General features: G+C 59.2%; 9 protein-coding genes and 1 pseudogene. 8 read left to right on the plus strand and 2 right to left on the minus strand.

Annotation, left to right across the window (positions count from 1 at the left end; genetic code table 11):
* Positions 1 to 94 precede the first annotated feature (94 nt).
* Positions 95 to 3,424 (plus strand): glycosyltransferase, encoded by a 3,330-nt coding sequence (locus M3465_RS16630; protein WP_249502824.1) that lies wholly within the window; start codon positions 95 to 97, stop codon positions 3,422 to 3,424.
* A 4-nt stretch (positions 3,425 to 3,428) separates the two neighbouring features.
* Here the strand turns inward: M3465_RS16630 and M3465_RS16635 are convergent, their stop codons facing one another.
* Positions 3,429 to 3,731 carry a chromosome partitioning protein ParB gene (locus M3465_RS16635; protein ID WP_249502825.1) on the minus strand — a complete coding sequence of 101 codons (303 nt, stop codon included), beginning with the start codon at positions 3,729 to 3,731 and terminating at the stop codon, positions 3,429 to 3,431.
* 1 nt (position 3,732) lies between these two features.
* Complete coding sequence (locus M3465_RS16640) at positions 3,733 to 4,392, minus strand: ParA family protein (RefSeq protein WP_249502826.1); 660 nt, start codon at positions 4,390 to 4,392, stop codon at positions 3,733 to 3,735.
* Positions 4,393 to 4,946: 554 nt separating this feature from the next.
* Between M3465_RS16640 and M3465_RS17210 the strand changes: the two are divergent.
* From M3465_RS17210 to M3465_RS16670, 7 genes and pseudogenes are all read left to right on the plus strand, one after another.
* Positions 4,947 to 5,237, plus strand: a pseudogene (locus M3465_RS17210) (DUF4214 domain-containing protein); the annotation flags it as partial.
* Between the two features lie 6 nt (positions 5,238 to 5,243).
* Complete coding sequence (locus M3465_RS16645) at positions 5,244 to 9,284, plus strand: beta strand repeat-containing protein (protein ID WP_249502827.1); 4,041 nt, start codon at positions 5,244 to 5,246, stop codon at positions 9,282 to 9,284.
* A gap of 84 nt (positions 9,285 to 9,368) precedes the next feature.
* Positions 9,369 to 11,276 (plus strand): hypothetical protein, encoded by a 1,908-nt coding sequence (locus tag M3465_RS16650; protein ID WP_249502828.1) that lies wholly within the window; start codon positions 9,369 to 9,371, stop codon positions 11,274 to 11,276.
* Positions 11,277 to 11,495: 219 nt separating this feature from the next.
* Positions 11,496 to 13,130 (plus strand): leishmanolysin-related zinc metalloendopeptidase, encoded by a 1,635-nt coding sequence (locus M3465_RS16655; RefSeq protein ID WP_249502829.1) that lies wholly within the window; start codon positions 11,496 to 11,498, stop codon positions 13,128 to 13,130.
* 126 nt (positions 13,131 to 13,256) lie between these two features.
* A complete protein-coding gene (locus M3465_RS16660; RefSeq protein WP_249502830.1) occupies positions 13,257 to 13,448 on the plus strand; it encodes a DUF6447 family protein in 192 nt (63 codons plus the stop codon).
* A gap of 178 nt (positions 13,449 to 13,626) precedes the next feature.
* Positions 13,627 to 15,396 (plus strand): type I secretion system permease/ATPase, encoded by a 1,770-nt coding sequence (locus tag M3465_RS16665; protein ID WP_249502831.1) that lies wholly within the window; start codon positions 13,627 to 13,629, stop codon positions 15,394 to 15,396.
* Between the two features lie 53 nt (positions 15,397 to 15,449).
* Positions 15,450 to 16,742, plus strand: a complete 1,293-nt coding sequence (locus M3465_RS16670; RefSeq protein WP_249502832.1) for an HlyD family type I secretion periplasmic adaptor subunit — start codon at positions 15,450 to 15,452, stop codon at positions 16,740 to 16,742.
* The last annotated feature ends 148 nt before the right edge of the window (positions 16,743 to 16,890 follow it).

The following is a 16,890-nucleotide window of genomic DNA, read 5'->3' on the forward strand; positions in this document are numbered from 1 at the left end:
CGGTCTAATGCAGCCCTGCTCGGGCTTTGACAAGCCGGTCACAGACCCAAGTTGGCAGATTGCCGGCTTTCCGGAAATTGTCTAGAGGGGACGCATGACCAAGAGCACGTTCTATCACGCTTTCGAAGCAGCGTTTCGCGGCAGCAGGGCCGAGATCCTTGAGCGTTTGCGCAGTTATGCGCCGTTCCTAGAAGCGCTGTCGAAACAGAACCTGCCCCGCGGCGTGCTCGATCTGGGCTGTGGCCGGGGTGAGTGGCTCGAAACTCTTGAAGAATTTGGGTTCGACGCGCGTGGTGTGGATCTGGACAAGGGCATGCTATCTGATTGCATTTCTGCAGGGCTGCCAGCTGAAGAGCAGGATGCACTTGAGGCACTCGCCGCTACCGAGAACGAAAGCCTGTGTATTCTTTCGGCCTTCCACCTGATCGAGCATCTGCCCTTCGATGAAATCCGAACCATTGTCAACGAAGGATTACGTGTTCTGGCGCCAGGTGGGCTTTTGGTGCTGGAAACGCCAAACCCTGAAAATATCGAAGTTGGCACGGTTACGTTCTACAATGACAGCACTCATATCGCGCCGATACCGCCGAATGTTCTGAAATTTTTGGCCGAACATGCCGGTTACGCTCGGATAAAATTGCTGCGGCTAAATGCTCAATTTTCAGACAGCGCGATTAGCCTCGAAGATGTTCTGTTCCGAACCAGCCCCGATTATGCGTTGGTTGCACAAAAAGCAGGGAACGGAGCACTGATGGAGGCTACTGAAGGAGCGTTTCTCGAGCCTACAAACCTCTCGACACGGGAACTGGTGCGACGCTTTGATGCCGAGCAAAGAATATTTGTCAAAGAATTGAAAGCTCAGTTTGCGGCACTACAGGAGAATTACGCGGATTTGCATAGACGTCTTGAAGACCTTCTACAGCAATCCGATCAAAAAATCGAAAATCAGAATGCCACTATTTCCGTTCTCAATAACCAGATCTCGCGCTTGAAAAAAACAAAAAAGACGCGCCTTTACTATCGATCCAAAAAAATTGAGAAATATCATAAAAAGATTATTCGTTGGTTTATTGAGCGGCGAGAAGACCGGCGCGCCAAGGCTGCCAGAGTGCAGCACGGCAACATCTCGGTCGACCGTAGCGGCCACTGGAAACGCGTAAAATTACCGCGTAGGCCAAGATGGCGTCTCGAGGGGCCATTCGACAGCAGTTATAGCCTTGCGATCGTCAATCGTGAACTCGCCCGCGCGCTTGCGCGTCAGGGCGCGGATGTCACCCTGAAATCTTCCGAAGGACCCGGTGATTTTGATCCCAACCGGGAGTTTCTTGCCGCCAATCCCGACCTAGCAGCCATGCAGGCCATCAATCGCATCCAGGCTGATACGGTCAGCAGGAACATGTATCCCCCGCGGGTGGCGGACATAAAGAGTGCCCTACCCGGTCTGCATTCCTACGCATGGGAAGAAACCGGCTTTCCGCGTGAATACACAACTGACTTCAACAATGTGCTACGTTACCTAACGGTCACATCGGATCATGTGCGCAAGGTGATGATTGACAATGGCGTCTTCGTTCCGACCTACGCGGTGGGCAATGGCGTTGATCATTTTGATCGGATCGCATCCGAGCCGGTTCCTGATTTGCCTCATGCCGGAAGACGTTTTCTGCATATTTCTTCTTGTTTTCCACGCAAAGGAGCAGATGTCCTTCTCGCAGCTTGGGCCAAAGCCTTTACTGCAGACGATGACGTAGCGCTGATTATCAAGAGCTTTCCAAATCCTCATAACGACATCGCGCAACAGGTCGCCGCACTGCAAGCGGACCATCCCAAACTCGCGCCGATCCACCTTATCGACCGGGAATTGAGCAATGGACAAATGCGTACGCTGTGCGAAGCTTGTGACGTGGCCGTGTTTCCCTCTCGCGCTGAAGGGTTTGGTTTGCCCCTGGCCGAGGCACTGTTGTTGGGCAAACCTGTCCTGACAACCGGTTGGAGCGGACAGATGGTATTCGCTGATCTGCCACTGGTTCACCAAATCGATTACCGCTTCGCGGAAAGCGAAAGTCACGTCGGCGCCGGGTTGAGCATGTGGGCTGATCCGAACCCCCATCACTTGGCCGAACTCATGCGGAACATGGCGTCTTCCTCGCCGCCGAGCGAAAAAGATCGTATCCGCACGCGCGAGCTGCTTCTGAGCAGGTTCAGCTGGGATCGGGTCGCGGAGCGAAGCCTTTCGGCTTTGCGCCATGCTGCTTGTCGACCTGAGCCGGTCCCACCTCGGATCGGCTGGGTAACGACATATAACACACGTTGCGGAATTGCGACGTATTCGGAGCATCTGATCCGTTATTTGAGGCTTCCGGTACATGTTCTGGCTGCTCATACAGATGCGCCAATTGTGCCTGACAGTGACTTGGAATTGCGCGTCACCCGTTGCTGGGAGGAAGGACGTGAAGACGATCTTGGAAACTTACTCTCAGCAATCCGCGCGGAGAATTTACAGACAATCGTAATTCAGTTCAATTATGGCTTTTTTGCCTTTCCGCGTCTTGCAAGCCTGATCAATGCATTGAAAGACGACGGCCGCCAGGTTCTTGTCACCCTACATTCCACCAACGATACTCCGCATCCAAGCGATATTAGACTGGCCTCGATAAAAGATGCGCTGGGGCGTTGCGACCGGTTACTTGTACACACGGTCGCCGATGCCAACCGTTTGAAAAACCTGGGGTTCGTTGATTCGGTTGCGCTATTCCCTCATGGGGTCCTTCCGGCAGCTGAATCCCCTGCCCCATGTAAGCTGGCTTCAGACGCATGCTTTACGGTTGGCAGCTATGGTTTCTTTTTGCCCAACAAGGGACTGTCCGAACTTGTGGATGCGATTAATATCCTGCATTCGGAAGGTCGTAACGTGCGCTTGCGTATGATAAACGCGGAATATCCAGTTGCGGAATCGCGCACACTTATTGAAAAAGTTGAAAAGCAGATCAAGCAGAACGGACTTGCCGATCTGGTCGATATAACGACGGAGTTCCTGTCCGACGAGGCTGCATTGGCAAAGCTATCGGATTGCGATCTAATTGTTTTCGGCTATCAACAGAGCTCGGAATCGGCCAGCGGTGCGGTACGCTACGGTTTGGTATCGGGGCGTCCGGTGGCGGTCACTCCGCTTGAGATTTTCTCCGATGTAAAGCCCTATACAATTCAACTGCCGGGCATCTCCGCATCACAAATAGCTCGCGGTATTGCCGACGTGATCGACCGCATGCGGGATACGGCGGAACCCGCATTGGACGCCAAGATGGTAAGCATGCTCGAACAGGCACGTGATCATATAGCCCGGCGCTCCTATGCAGTGCTTGGACCTCAACTCAAGGGTATGATCATCGCGCTCTGGGACGACTTGCAAAACGGAATTCACTGACGGATCACTGCCCCCGATCCGCCTTGTAGAGCGCCCAGGCCTCCTCGATCAGCACGCCCTGCTGCACGCCGCGCGCCCGCGCCTCGGCGGCGATCTCGCGCGAGATTTCGGGCATCACCTTGGCATGGACCTGGCCGGTGCGCGGGCTCGGCTTGCGGCCGCGGCGCTTTTTCGGGCTGCGATCGACGAAGCCGTGCTTTTCAGCCGCCGCATCCGATCTGGCCTGTGCATCCGGGCTGCTGTCCTTGGGTTTGCTGCGCAGTTTTCCGGGACTCAGCGCGATCCCGAACGGGTTTGCATCGGTCATCTCATCCCTCCCCTGCAAGGCGTTTATAGACCTGGATGGCAAAAGCGCGGGCATTGTCGCGCGCCGCCTGCATGTTGCCCTGCGCGGGCATCGAATGAAGATCGCCGCCAAAGGCAAAAAGCCCCGAGAACGCCGCCCGCTCCATCAGCGGCGGGTCGATCACATCGACCCCCTGCCCCGCCAGCGAGCTTTCGATGCCCTTGTGCTGCTTGGAGCGGATCGCCTTGGTCATGGTGAAGACGACCGCATGGGGAATGGCGCGGTCCAGCGCCTCTTCCTCCTCGGCGATGAGCTGCAAGGCGCGCGCGCCGATGGTGGCATCGAGCGTTGTGGCCCGCATCGGGGTGAGCACCAGATCGGCCTGGCTGATCGCGCGGGACACCAGCCGCGAGGCCACCCCTTCGAGATCGACCACCACGATCTGCCCGTCGGCATCATGCGCCTTGATGGTGCGCACGATATCGGCCTCGGTGATGTCCGACAGCACGGTGACGTTATCGGGCAGCGCCGACTGGCTGGCCCATAGCGTGAGCGAGCGGTTGGGGTCGCAATCGAGCATGGTGACGGGCACGCCTTCATGCGCAAGTTCGGTGCCCAGAAGCACGGCCGCAGTGGATTTCCCGGCCCCACCCTTGGGGGATGCGATGACGATGGTGGGCATATGTTGTCCTGCTCTGTTTTATGGTTACCCGGTATTATCGATAACCTGGTAATCCAAAATATCCAATATCTTTTTTTATCGGGTTATCCAATTAATCCGGTAATTTATATTACCCGGTAACTAAAAGTACCAGGTAAGTTCAAATACCCGGTTATACTGATTATCCGGTAATCATGGCTCTTGGCGACCTTTTGCCCTTGTGGAAGCCGGCCCCGCGCCAAGCCCATGTTCCAGCCGCCCGGCCGGCTTTCCGGAATTGTTGCGCTTTGGCCACGTCTGAATTGTCCAAAACGGATATATCCTTTATTTAACAGGGTATTAGCGGAATTCTGCCGAAGGGTATACAAATCGCTATACAGGGGTGTGAAAGTTGCTATACATTTCTCCTTGTTGAACTGGGATCGACAGGCTAGACACCTATCCAGTTGAACCCTGCCGGTTTTTTGCCGGGCGTGGTGCATTGCATCATGCGCGGCATGGGCAAGGTGGGGACAACAACGATCGTTGATGGGGCCGCAATTTACAGGCGCCGAACTTAAAGAGGAAGAAAATCTATGGCTTTCCTAGATTCGCTTACAACCCAACAGCAGGTTGCAGCGCTTTACATCGGTTACTACAACCGTGCGCCGAACCCGGGTGGGTTCGAATACTGGATCAGTGACCTGGATGGCGGGGCAACCCTTGCCGACGTCGCAGCGAACTTTGTCGACCAGACCGAGACGACCGAAGAGCATCCTTTCTTCACGGATCCGACCGTCGAGGAAGCAGAGGCCTTCGTCACGAAGCTCTACAATAACCTGCTCGAGCGTGACCCGGATGCGGATGGCCTCGATTACTGGGCCGGACAACTCGTGGACGCGATCAACAGCGCAAACGGCGATGCGGCGATCGGTCAGGTCATTCTCGACTTTATCGGTGGTGCGCAGAACACGGCTGAGTTCAACGATCGCACGACGCTCCTGAACAAGATCGAAGTCGGCATCGACTGGTTCGAAGCAGCAAAAGCATCCGGCATCACGACGGACGCCGAGTATCTTGCCGATGATGACGCGGTGGAAAGCGCCGAGGATATCATCGACGACGTCACCGATGAGCAGTCCACCGTCGACGCGGCAAAAGCCGAAATCGACGAGGAATTCCAGCCCGCACCGCCCCCGGCCGTTCCGGGCAACGACATCTTCCTGACCAGCAGCACCGACGTGTCTGGCATGAACGGTCTTGAGTCCTCCGACAACGACGACACGTTCTACGGCTACATCGCGCAGAACCCGTTCGCGGGCGGCGTGTCCAATTCCCTGTCCTCCGCAGACCGTCTCGACGGTGAGGGCGGCAATGACCGTCTGTATGCAGAGCTGAGCAAGGAATTCCTCGGTGCATCTGGCGAGAATTCGCAGGCAACCGATATCCAGCCACGTCTGACAAGCATCGAGACGATCGACATCGAGGCGCGTGACGATACGCAGGATAACCCGAACGAAGATGACACGATCATTCTCGACGCCAAGCACATCGTCGGTCACGACAAGATTGGCTCCTACTATTCCGATGGCGATCTGGTGATCGAGAACCTGACGACCAAGGAAACCTCTGACGACAACTCCGCGCGCAACACGTCGGAAATCACCGTCACGATGGATCACACCGACAACTTCAACAGCGACGGTGACGCAGCCGACCTCGAAGTCCTGTTCGACAATGACTACCTGCTGTCGGGCCAGACCTCGCAGGGGTTTGCCGAGTTCTTCCTGCTCGACGAAAAGGCGGAACTGAACCGTCTGAACGGCGAAAGCGTTGAGGGCCGCCTCGACGAGATCGACAAGAACGGTCTTCGTTTCGAAATCAACGGTGAAGTGGTCGAGCTGTCCTTCGACCCTGCGCTGATTGATATCGACACACCGGCGGGTGAAACTGTCGATACGCATCAGCAATTCGTCGACGCGCTGCGCGGGCCTCTTGCCCAGTTGATCAGCGACGGTGTTCTGCCGGTAGGCACAACGATCGAGTTGGTCGAGTACGACACTGTCATCCGCGATGCGAGCGGCAAGACGCTGAACCGCACCGGTCTGAATGACGGGACATTGTCCGAGCTGATCCCGGCCATCCGGATCACATCCGGTGACGGTTCCCCGATCGACGCGCTCGGCTTCACCGCTCCTGACGAAGTGACTGGCGCGTTCGACGTCTTCGGTGAGTTCCGCGACGAATTCGGCAGCACGGATGAGCCGATCTCCGTCGATCTCGACCTGCACAAGGCAGGCCGTGGCGGTGAAGGCGGCGACGTCGTCATCGGTGGCAAGTCCGTGAACACGCCTGACGGCATCGCGGACGGCATCGAGGTCATCAATGTCAACGTCAAGGGCGCCGGCAACGAGGATCCCGATGGCAACATGACCAAGCCGTCCAATGTCGGCACGATCACATCGACCGGCAATGAACTGCGCGTCATCAACATCGCGACTCATTCCGATTTCAAGGATGGCAACACCTATGCCAGCCTGACGGTGCGCAATGGCTTTGACGAAGACGTCAACGCAAACGTCGAAACCGGTGATCTTGAGCGGATCGACGCTGACGGGTTCCTTGGCGATCTGACGCTGGGCGATATCGATGCCGCGAACAATGCCGGTCGTGTGACCAATGCCGACACGATCACGGCAGCTGGCGGCGGCGACGTGACGCTGGGTCTGCTCTATGACGGCAATGAGGTCAACGAGGCCTATTCCGTGACGACCGGCGCAGGCAATGACAATGTCGACATCCTGCTGGACGGCGACGCGCTGGATTATGCCGGTTCCTCGCTGAACGTGTCTACTGCTGACGGAAACGATACGATCCGTGTCGACTTCGATCTGAACAACGAAGGCACCGGTCTTGATGACAGCAGCGACGACAGCGAGCAGCTGAACCACACGATCCTCGACAACGTCAAAATCGAAGCCGGTTCCGGCGATGATACGGTCGAGCTCTCGGGTATCGGTGTCGCCAACATCGATGGTGGTGCAGGTAACGACGTCATCGACACATCGGGCGATTCCTCCTCGACAGCCGTCTGGGCGTTCAACTTCGACGCAGTTCGTGCGTCCGATGGCTCCGATGACGGTATTGGCGACTTTGGTCGGGACGAACTTCCGGGTGAAGAGCTGTCGCTGGCCTATATCGGTGGCGCAACCATCACCGTGACCCTGTCGGGTGCCGGCATCTCGGGCGACTTGGCTGCCGGTGGCGGCGTGATGGCTGTTGATAATCTGGACGGTGACGATCACGTTGGTGCTGTCGCGACCGAGGACGGTTATGAAGCCACTTTCGATATCGGAGCCCTGCTGAACGGCAAAGAGTACTACGGCACGCAGGCCGACATCAACGCAGCCGTCATGGAAGCGATCAATGGTGACGACGTTCTCAAGAAGTTGCTTACGGTCGAAATGGGCCCGAACAACACGTTGATCGTGACGTCCACGACATCCGGCGCATTCGACGAAACCGATCTGCGGATCGACATCACCCAGGCAGATTCTTCGGATGACAGCTACTGGTCGAAGGTCGAAGCCGAGGCGCAGGATCTGTTCCAGGATTCCACGATCGTGATCGAGGATCTGGACGATGCCAATGCCGTTGCAGCCGATCTGGGCACGAGTGCCGACGCGGATGCATGGTACGATGGTCTGAGCAACATCGGCGACGATGACAACTCGGCAGCAGCCGGTGTGGGCGAAGGTGAATCCAACCTGCACACCGTTGGCACGGCCTCGGTCGAAGAGACCGACACCGTGATCAACGGCGGTTCGGGCGATGACCTGATCGTTCTGAGCACCGACGCGATCGAAGCGTCCATCCCGGCCTTCACCGTCAGCGGCAGCAACGCCCTGATCAACGGTGCATCGAACGAGACCATCGTTCTGACCGGTGACAACTTCGGCGACGACACCGTGATGAACTTCACCTCGGGCTGCGATGAAGACGGGAAGGACTTCCTCAACTTCGACGCCTATCTGACGAGCCTTGAATCCGATTCCGGATCGAGCGAGTCCGAGCGTCTGATCGACGTCACGCTGGATTACGGCACCGACGCGGATGCGGGTGAAGTCGATGCGAACGAGGTGGTCGTTGTCCGTTACACCGATGACGACAACAGCGACGACACGTTCGAGAGCCTGTCGGCCTCCGATATCGAAGACCTCTTCAACGATGATGGAGACTTCGACAACGGTGCGCTGGACGATGCCAACTTCGATGTCAGCGACAACCAGAACGACGAAACTGTGGTTGACGGCAATGCCAAGGGCATCCTGATGGTCGAGAACGAAGGCAACCGGGGCGAATACAAGGTGTTCGAACTGTCCTGGGATGCCAGCGAGGAAGACGGTGACGAGAATGTCAGCGCCAACCTGCTCGGTAGCCTCGACTTCGGCGACACGCTGGATCTCGAAGACTGCAACATCGTCAACACCGAGGCCTACAAGGCCCTGTTCGATGCGGTTGCAGACGGCAGCGACGACGACGGTGGTGACACCGGCGGCGGCGATGACGGCGGCGACGGCGGCACCGACACCGGCACCCCGATCGACGTCACCGGCGACCTGACGGCTGTGGATGGCGTTGCAGAGACCTTCGTCTACGCAATCGACAGCAGCAGCGGCGACGCCGTTTCGCTGGCCGATGGCGACTACACCATCGACGGGTTCAACCCGACCGAAGACAGCATCGTGTTCGATGATGTCGACGGCGGCACGCTGACCACGGCGACCTTCGGCGATACCACCCCGACCGTCTCGGGCAACGGTATCCAGAACGAGCTGGACTTCATCTTCGCGGACAACGCGGATGGTGATGCATACGGTCTGACCCTGGTGGGCGTCTCCGATCTGGCGGATGTCGACTTCTCGGTAGCCTAATCCCGAAGAATCTGCCTAAGCTATCCCTGTCCGCGTAAGCGGGCAGGGAAATTCACCCCTGGGTAATGAGAGACAGAGACAGACATGGCTATTATCAACACTTCCGAATCCTATGTCCTGGCGCAGACTGCGGGGAACACCTACAATGGTGACAGCAGCGACCAGACATATTCCATCAACCCCTTCCTCATCGGCGCCGGTGACACGATCACCATCATCGATCAGGGCGGCAACAACTCGATCGAACTGCCCGCGGGCCTGACGATCACGTCCAGCCAGGTGATCGCGGATCAGACGATCCTGACGCTGAGCAATGGCGCGGTCGTCGACATTCGCGGCGCCGATACCTTCACCTTCAACGTCGGTCAGAACCAGGGTAGTGGCGACACGACCGGTGAGGATCTGACGTTCGAGCAGTTCGCGCAGGACGTGCTCGGCGTGACCGTTCCGGCAGCGGGCGAGCCCGTGGCGGAAGGCGGCAGCGTGACCGTCAATGACGACGGCACCGCAACCCCCGATGGCAGCGACGATGGCGGCGCCGGCGGCGATGACGATCTGGCTGCTGCGCTGGAAACGCTGCTGGCCGCGCGTGAAGCGGAAACTGCGGCGGAAGAAGCTCTGGACGAAGCCCAGAACGCCGATGAGGACGACGACGGCACGACGGATGCAGATGAAGCGGAAGAGGCAGTTGTCGCCACCGCAAGCGATGTCGACGATGCGCTGGAGGCGATCGCCGGTGAGGATTCGTCCGATGACTTCGACTTCAACGATGGTGATTTCGACGACACCGGTGTTTCCGAGAACGTGCGCGACGCATTGATCGCGGACGGAATCGCCGCGGCGGAAGATCTCATCGCTGCGGCAGAAGCGGATGTGGCGACCGAGGAAGAAGACCTCGCGGACGGCACAGCTGCAGAACTCGACGATCTTGCGCCGGCGCTCGACGCGCTCAATGTGGCGCTGGATGATGCAGAGGCGGCCGACACGCAGGTGACGGCGGAGCTTGGTGCGTTCAATGCAGTCAACGGTGACGTCGCAGCCGTAAGCGGCGGATTTTTGTCTCTTACACCGAACGGCGGGAGCACAGCGATCAACGTGGCAGAGCTGGATGATGGCACTTGGGTGGAAATCCCGGGAGCCGACTTTAGCTCATTGGCTGCGGAGGGTTTCGACGATCTCACCAATTTCGATGATCTTCTCGCTGCGCTTCAGGATCGGGCAGACGCTGACGCGGCTGCGGATGCAGAGGAAACCGCGCTTCGGGAAGAAATTCTCGACGTTCTTCAACTCGAGAACGATAATCCGGCTCTTGAAGACGTCGATGACGTGCCAAACGGTGCAGTCGACACCTCCGGTGCTGAGGCGACGATCAATTTGTTGGCCGGTGGTTCTGGACTGAATGCGCCCGAAGCAGACGAAGTTCTCGACGCACGGAACGCCGTGGCAGCACAGCAAGAAAATCTCGACGATCTGAATGATGCGGTCGCCGATTACGAAGCGGCTGTCGCCGAGAATGACGCCATTCAGGCAAATCTCGACGCGCTCGAGGATGCAGAGCAGGCCGCTGCCGATGCCGCTCAAGCCGCTCTGGAGGCCATCACGGATGACGTCGAGGATGGTGGGCTTGGTCTCAACCTGCGCGAGGGTACTCAGAACTCGACCCCGCAGGATGACGTTCATCTCGTCATGGCCGATGGCACCAATGGAACCATCAACAACTTCGGCGATGCCGGTGACGACGTGATCTATTTCGGCATGGATTTCGAAGCGCTGGTCATGATCCCCGACGGTCAGGACATCGGCAACAATGTCGGCGATGCCAACGCGCTGGAGATCCTCTGGGAGCAGGACGGTAACGATCTGGTGCTTTACCTCGAAGAAGAGACCTTCGGCGGCAACTCCTCCGGAACCGACGACGTCACGCGGATCACCCTGGCAGGCGTCGATGCGGATGACGTGTCCTTCGCGGACGGCTTCCTGACCATCGCCTGATCGGCATTGCAATGACGATAGAGAAGGGCCGGCCGCTGCGCCGGCCCTTTTTTCGTGGCCCGTCCGGCGCCGGATGTGGCCCGGCAGTCGCTGGCAGGGATGCCGGATAAGGAAAATCTTAACTTTCCTGTGGCCCCGCCGCGCGCTCCTCGCCTAAGCTGCCGCCCATGCGCCATTCTGAAAGGTGCAGGTGTAACCAGCGGCATTGGGGTGAAGTCCATGGCAATCAACAATATTTCCGAAGCATATATTTTGGCGCAAAGCGCCGGCGTCACCTATAACGGAGACGGCAGCGACCAGACATATTCCATCAATCCCTTCATCATCGAACCCGGCGAGACGATCACCATCATCGACCAGGGCGGCAGCAATACCATCGAACTGCCCGCCGGCCTGACCATCGCCAGCAGTCTCGTGATCGCCGATCAGACGATCCTGACGCTGAGCAATGGCGCCGAGATCGACATCCGCGGCGCCGATACGTTCACCTATCAGGTCGGCCAGAACGCGGCCGCCGGCGATGGGACAGGCGCCGAATTGGGCTATGCCGATTTCACACAGGATATCCTCGGCGTTTCCATCCCGTCCGGCGGATTGGTGGCGCAGGGCGGCTCCTCCGTCATCAATGACGACGGCAGCGCCGATGTGGGTGCTCCCGTGCCGACCTACGCGCTGACACCGCTCGATGCGGTGATCGAGGAAGGAAACGCCGCGAGCTTTTCTCTGGAGACGAGCGGCGTCGCCGAAGGGACCGAGATCAGCTATACGATCTCGGGCGTCAGTGAAGCGGATATCGGCGGTCCGTTGACAGGCACGACAACCGTGCTTTCCTTCGGCGGCGCGTTGATCCAGATCCCGGTTCTCGCGGACGAGCTGACCGAAGGGACCGAAACCCTGACGGTGACATTGGAGGGCGGCCTCGCCTCGGCCGATGTCACCGTGCTCGACACCAGCACCGATGCCACGGGCAATTACATCTCCGGCTATGGCGGTAACGGCGTGTTCTCGAATTTCAATATCGAGGTGATCTTCGAAACCGCCGTTACTGCCAGCCAGCGCGCGGCTTTCGTGACAGCAGCCGATTACCTGTCCTCACTGATCGTGGGCGATGTCTCCGATGACGGGATCATCGACGATATCAGCATTACCGCAAGTATCGAATGGATCGATGGCGAATACGGCATCCTGGGGCAGGCAGGGCCGAGTTATATCCGGCCGTATAGCTACTTGCCGTCGGAAGGAGAGATGATCTTCGATATTGCCGATATCGGACGCGAGGAAGCCGAGGGTACCTTCATCGACACGGTGCTGCATGAGATGCTGCACGTCATGGGTTTCGGCACGGTCTGGGATTTCATGGGGCTGGTCGATTACAGTTCCTATGACTGGCGATTTGAAGGCGACAACGCGATTGCGGCCTATAATTCGGAATTTTCGGGGATCGCTTCGTCTGACCCGTATTCCCTGATCGGCGTTCCGGTAGAGATGAATTACGGGCCGGGCACCGCTGGCGGACATTGGGACGAAGAAACGTTCTTTGACGAAACGATGACCGGGTTCTCCAGCAGTGCCGCTTTCATGTCCGCCATGACTGTCGCGGCGCTGGAGGATATGGGGTATGACACGATCTACGATATAGGCGCTCCTAATGCCGTGATGCCGCAGCTTTATGATTTCGCGGGGGCATTCGATCTAAGCCTCTTCGAAAGTTCTGACGTCGACAACACCGTGAGATATGACGACCTGGCGACGGTACCGGATTTTTCCGGGATTCCCTTGGCTGATGATCCGCTCGAAATGGCGCTTGTCGGCGTCGGCACATCGGGTGTGGCTGAAACGGGATACGCCGCTTGAAGACTTCGTAAAAATCGAAACCAGCGAGCGGCCGGACTTCCGGCGCTTGCTTTCGCTTTGCGGTTGCCCGGTGAATTGGTTAAGAGCGCGGTGATTTGAACACGAAGAGGTAAAGGACCAAGGCACATGGCCAAGATCACCATCGACGGCAAGGAATACGACACCGACGCGCTCTCGGACGAGGCGAAGGGCAATATCCAGAACGTGCAGTTCTGTGAGCAGAAAATGGCCGAGCTGCGCCGCGAGCTGGCGATTGCACAAACCGCGCGGAACGCCTATGCGCAGGCCCTGAAGGGCGCGCTGCCGAAAGACGCCTGACCGGCGCTCCGGTGCAATCGCGCCAGCTTACGAATTATTCACTCCCTCGGGATAGGGCAGGGGGGCGGCTTCAATTGCATGGCTCCCCTGTCTGGTGTATGGATTTCGCCAGAAAGAGGGTGGCCGGGCCGAAGGTTTTGCCGTGCCGGCCTGCGACTTGCGAAAGGACGTTTTGCGCATGACAGCCACGTCACCTCTGAAAAAGGCGTATGGCCGGTTCAAGGCGATCATCTTCGCCACCGTGGTGTTCAGTTTCTTCTCCAACCTGCTGATGTTCGTCGGCCCGCTCTACATGCTGCAGGTCTATGACCGCGTGTTGGCGAGCCGGAACGAATTTACCCTGCTGATGATCACCGCCATCGCCGTGGCGCTTCTGGTGACATACGGGTTTCTGGAATTCATCCGCTCCAAGATGCTGGTGCGGGCGGGGCTGCAATTCGACGACATGCTGGCCAACCCGGCCTTCAACCGCGTGGTGCGCAAGCAATTGGCGGCGCCCAATTCCGGCGCCCATGCCACGTTGCAGGATGTCGACCGGGTGCGCGAATTCCTGACGGGGCAGGGGATCCTGGCGTTTTTCGACGCGCCCTGGGTGCCGCTCTTCCTGGCGCTGGTCTTCGCCTTCCACCCGTGGCTCGGCATGGTGGCGACGGCGGGCGCGGTGGTGATCTTCATCCTCGCGCTGACCAATGAATTCGCCACGCGCGGCCTTCTGAAAGAAGCCGGCACCGCCAATATGGGTGCCGCGCATTTCGTCAACACCACGGTCCAGAACGCCGAGGTGATCCGCGCTCTGGGCATGGAAAAGCCGCTCACCAATCGCTGGCTCAAGCAGCATGACGAGGTGCTGAGCGCGCAGGCCAAGGCGTCGGGGCGGGCCGGGGCCATCATGGCCTCGACCAAGTTCGTGCGCATGTCGCTGCAGATCGCCATCCTGGGCACCGGCGCCTATCTCGCGATCCAGCAGCAGATCTCGCCCGGCATCATGATCGCGGCGTCGATCGTCATGGGCCGCGCGCTTGCGCCCGTCGAACAGGCGGTCGGCCAATGGAAGCAATTCGTCGCCGCGCGCCAGGCGCATAAGCGGCTCGACGAGATTTTCGAGACCCTGGGCGATGAGGAAGACCGGATGCAGCTGCCCGCGCCCAAGGGCAACCTGGTGGTGCAGAACCTCATCGCCACCGCGCCGGGTTCGCGCGCGCCGATCCTCAAGGGCATCTCCTTCAACATCGCGCAGGGCGAGGTGCTGGCGGTGATCGGGCCGAGCGGATCGGGCAAATCCACGCTGGTGCGTCACCTCGTGGGCGCGATGCAGCCGCAATCGGGCGCGGTGCGGCTCGAGGGGACCGAGCTGCATCACTGGGATGCCGACCAGCTGGGCCGCTACATGGGCTACATGCCGCAGGATGTGAAACTCTTCCGCGGCACGGTCTCAGAGAATATTTCGCGTTTCATCGACGGGGTGGAGGACAAGGAGATCGTCGCCGCCGCCACGCTGTCGGGCGCGCATGAGATGATCGCCACGCTCCCCGAGGGCTATGACACCGATGTCGGCGATGGCGGCAACGGGCTGTCGGGCGGCCAGCGCCAGCGCGTCGGTCTTGCTCGCGCGGTCTTCCGCGAGCCGAGCCTGATCGTGCTCGATGAGCCGAACTCCAATCTCGATGCGCATGGCGAGCAGGCGCTGGCCAATTGCATCCAGGAAATGAAAAAGCGCGGCAAGACCGTGGTTCTGGTCACGCATAAGGCCAACCTTCTGGCGCTGTCGGACAAGGCGCTGATGCTGGTGAACGGCCAGGTCGAGAAATTCGGCCCCACGCGCGAGATCTTCGCGCAGGCCCAGCAACAGCAGCAGCAGGCCAAGGTCCAGCAGGCACCGAAGAAAAAGGAGGTTGCGGCCGATGCGGCCCCCGCCGTGGTGAGCATGGCGGACACGCCGCGCGGCTGACGCGCCTCATATCCTGATCCAAACGACCGCTCTTGCAAGGAGCCGATACGCCAATGGCAAAGAAACCAAGCCCCAAACCCGTCGCCCTTGCGGGCTATGTGCTGATCTTCCTCACCTTCGGGGTGCTGGGAAGCTGGGCCGCGGTGGCCAAGCTCGACAGCGCGGTGGTGGCCCCGGCGACGATCTCGCTCGAGGGCAACCGCCGCGTGGTGCAGCATTTCGAGGGCGGCATCGTCGAGGAGATCGCCGTCAAGGAAGCGAACGCGGTGGAGCAGGGCGACGTGCTGCTGCGCCTCAATGCCGTCGAGGCGCGTTCCAACCTTGAAGTGATGTCCAACCGGCTCGACGTGGCCCGCCTGATCGAGGCGCGGCTTCTGGCCGAGCGCAAGCTGGCCGAGGAGGTCGAGTTTCCCGAAGACGTGGTCGCCAAGGACACCCATACCGTCAACGCGGTGCTGGCCGACCAGCGCGATCTTTTCAAGGAAGGCCGCTCGATCCTGAAATCGCAGGAGGATATCCTCAAGGCGCGGGTCGAACAGATCAAGGTGCAGATCGAGGGGCTGGAATTGCAGAAATCCGCCTTCGAACGGCGGATCGCGAATTACACCGACATGCTGACCCGGATGCGCGACGGCGAAAGCCGCGGGCTGATCCAAGGCAATATCCTGAGCCAGCGCGAGGACGAGCTGATCGAGATCGAGGCCAATCTGGGGCAGGTGATCTCAGATATCGCGCAGGCGCGTGCCAGCATCGGCGAGACCGAGCTGCAGATCCTGCAACTGACGCAGGAATACCGCCAGACCGCCAATACCGCGCTGGAGCAGGTGCGCTCGGAAATCAGCGAATTCCAGGAACGGCGCAAGGTGGCACAGGATGTGCTGAACCGGACCGAGATCCGCGCGCCGGGATCGGGCACGATCCAGAACCTCAAGGTGCATACCGTGGGCTCGGTGGTGCGCCCCGGCGACGTGCTGATGGAACTGGTGCCCGAGGATGAGGAACTTATCATCAACGCGCGCGTCTCGCCCATCGACAAGGACAACGTCACCGCCGGCCTGTCGACCGAAGTGCGCTTCACCGCCTTCAAGACCAAGCTGACCCCGATCATGCTCGGCGAGGTCGAGACCGTGTCGAACGATGTCATCACGCCCGAGAATCCGAACGAGCCGCCCTATTACCTGGCCCGCGTCACCGTCGACGAGGAGGATATCCCGCCCTCGATCAAGGACCGGCTGACGGCGGGCATGCCGGCCGATGTGATCATCACCACCGGCGAACGCACGGTCGCCAACTTCATCGTCTCCCCGCTGATGGACGCGGTGCGCAAGAGCATGACCGAGGAATAGGGCAGGGGTGGCGATATGCCTTTCCGTTCCTATCTCGGCAAGTCACCGACTTAACTTTTCGAGCATTATCAGCTGTCCAATCGTGCTGGTTGGTTCGGCCGGCTTTCGCATTCCCTCACGAAATAAGAACGACATTTCCGCCCCCCCC

This window comes from Marivita sp. GX14005 (assembly GCF_023370775.1).
Taxonomy (GTDB): Bacteria; Pseudomonadota; Alphaproteobacteria; order Rhodobacterales; family Rhodobacteraceae; genus Marivita.

Coding starts and splice junctions, on each gene's coding strand:
- M3465_RS16670 (WP_249502832.1), top strand. CDS start 15,450: ATGGCAAAGAAACCAAGCCCCAAACCCGTCGCCCTTGCGGGCTATGTG.
- M3465_RS16635 (WP_249502825.1), bottom strand. CDS start 3,731: ATGACCGATGCAAACCCGTTCGGGATCGCGCTGAGTCCCGGAAAACTG.
- M3465_RS16655 (WP_249502829.1), top strand. CDS start 11,496: ATGGCAATCAACAATATTTCCGAAGCATATATTTTGGCGCAAAGCGCC.
- M3465_RS16665 (WP_249502831.1), top strand. CDS start 13,627: ATGACAGCCACGTCACCTCTGAAAAAGGCGTATGGCCGGTTCAAGGCG.
- M3465_RS16640 (WP_249502826.1), bottom strand. CDS start 4,392: ATGCCCACCATCGTCATCGCATCCCCCAAGGGTGGGGCCGGGAAATCC.
- M3465_RS16630 (WP_249502824.1), top strand. CDS start 95: ATGACCAAGAGCACGTTCTATCACGCTTTCGAAGCAGCGTTTCGCGGC.
- M3465_RS16650 (WP_249502828.1), top strand. CDS start 9,369: ATGGCTATTATCAACACTTCCGAATCCTATGTCCTGGCGCAGACTGCG.
- M3465_RS16660 (WP_249502830.1), top strand. CDS start 13,257: ATGGCCAAGATCACCATCGACGGCAAGGAATACGACACCGACGCGCTC.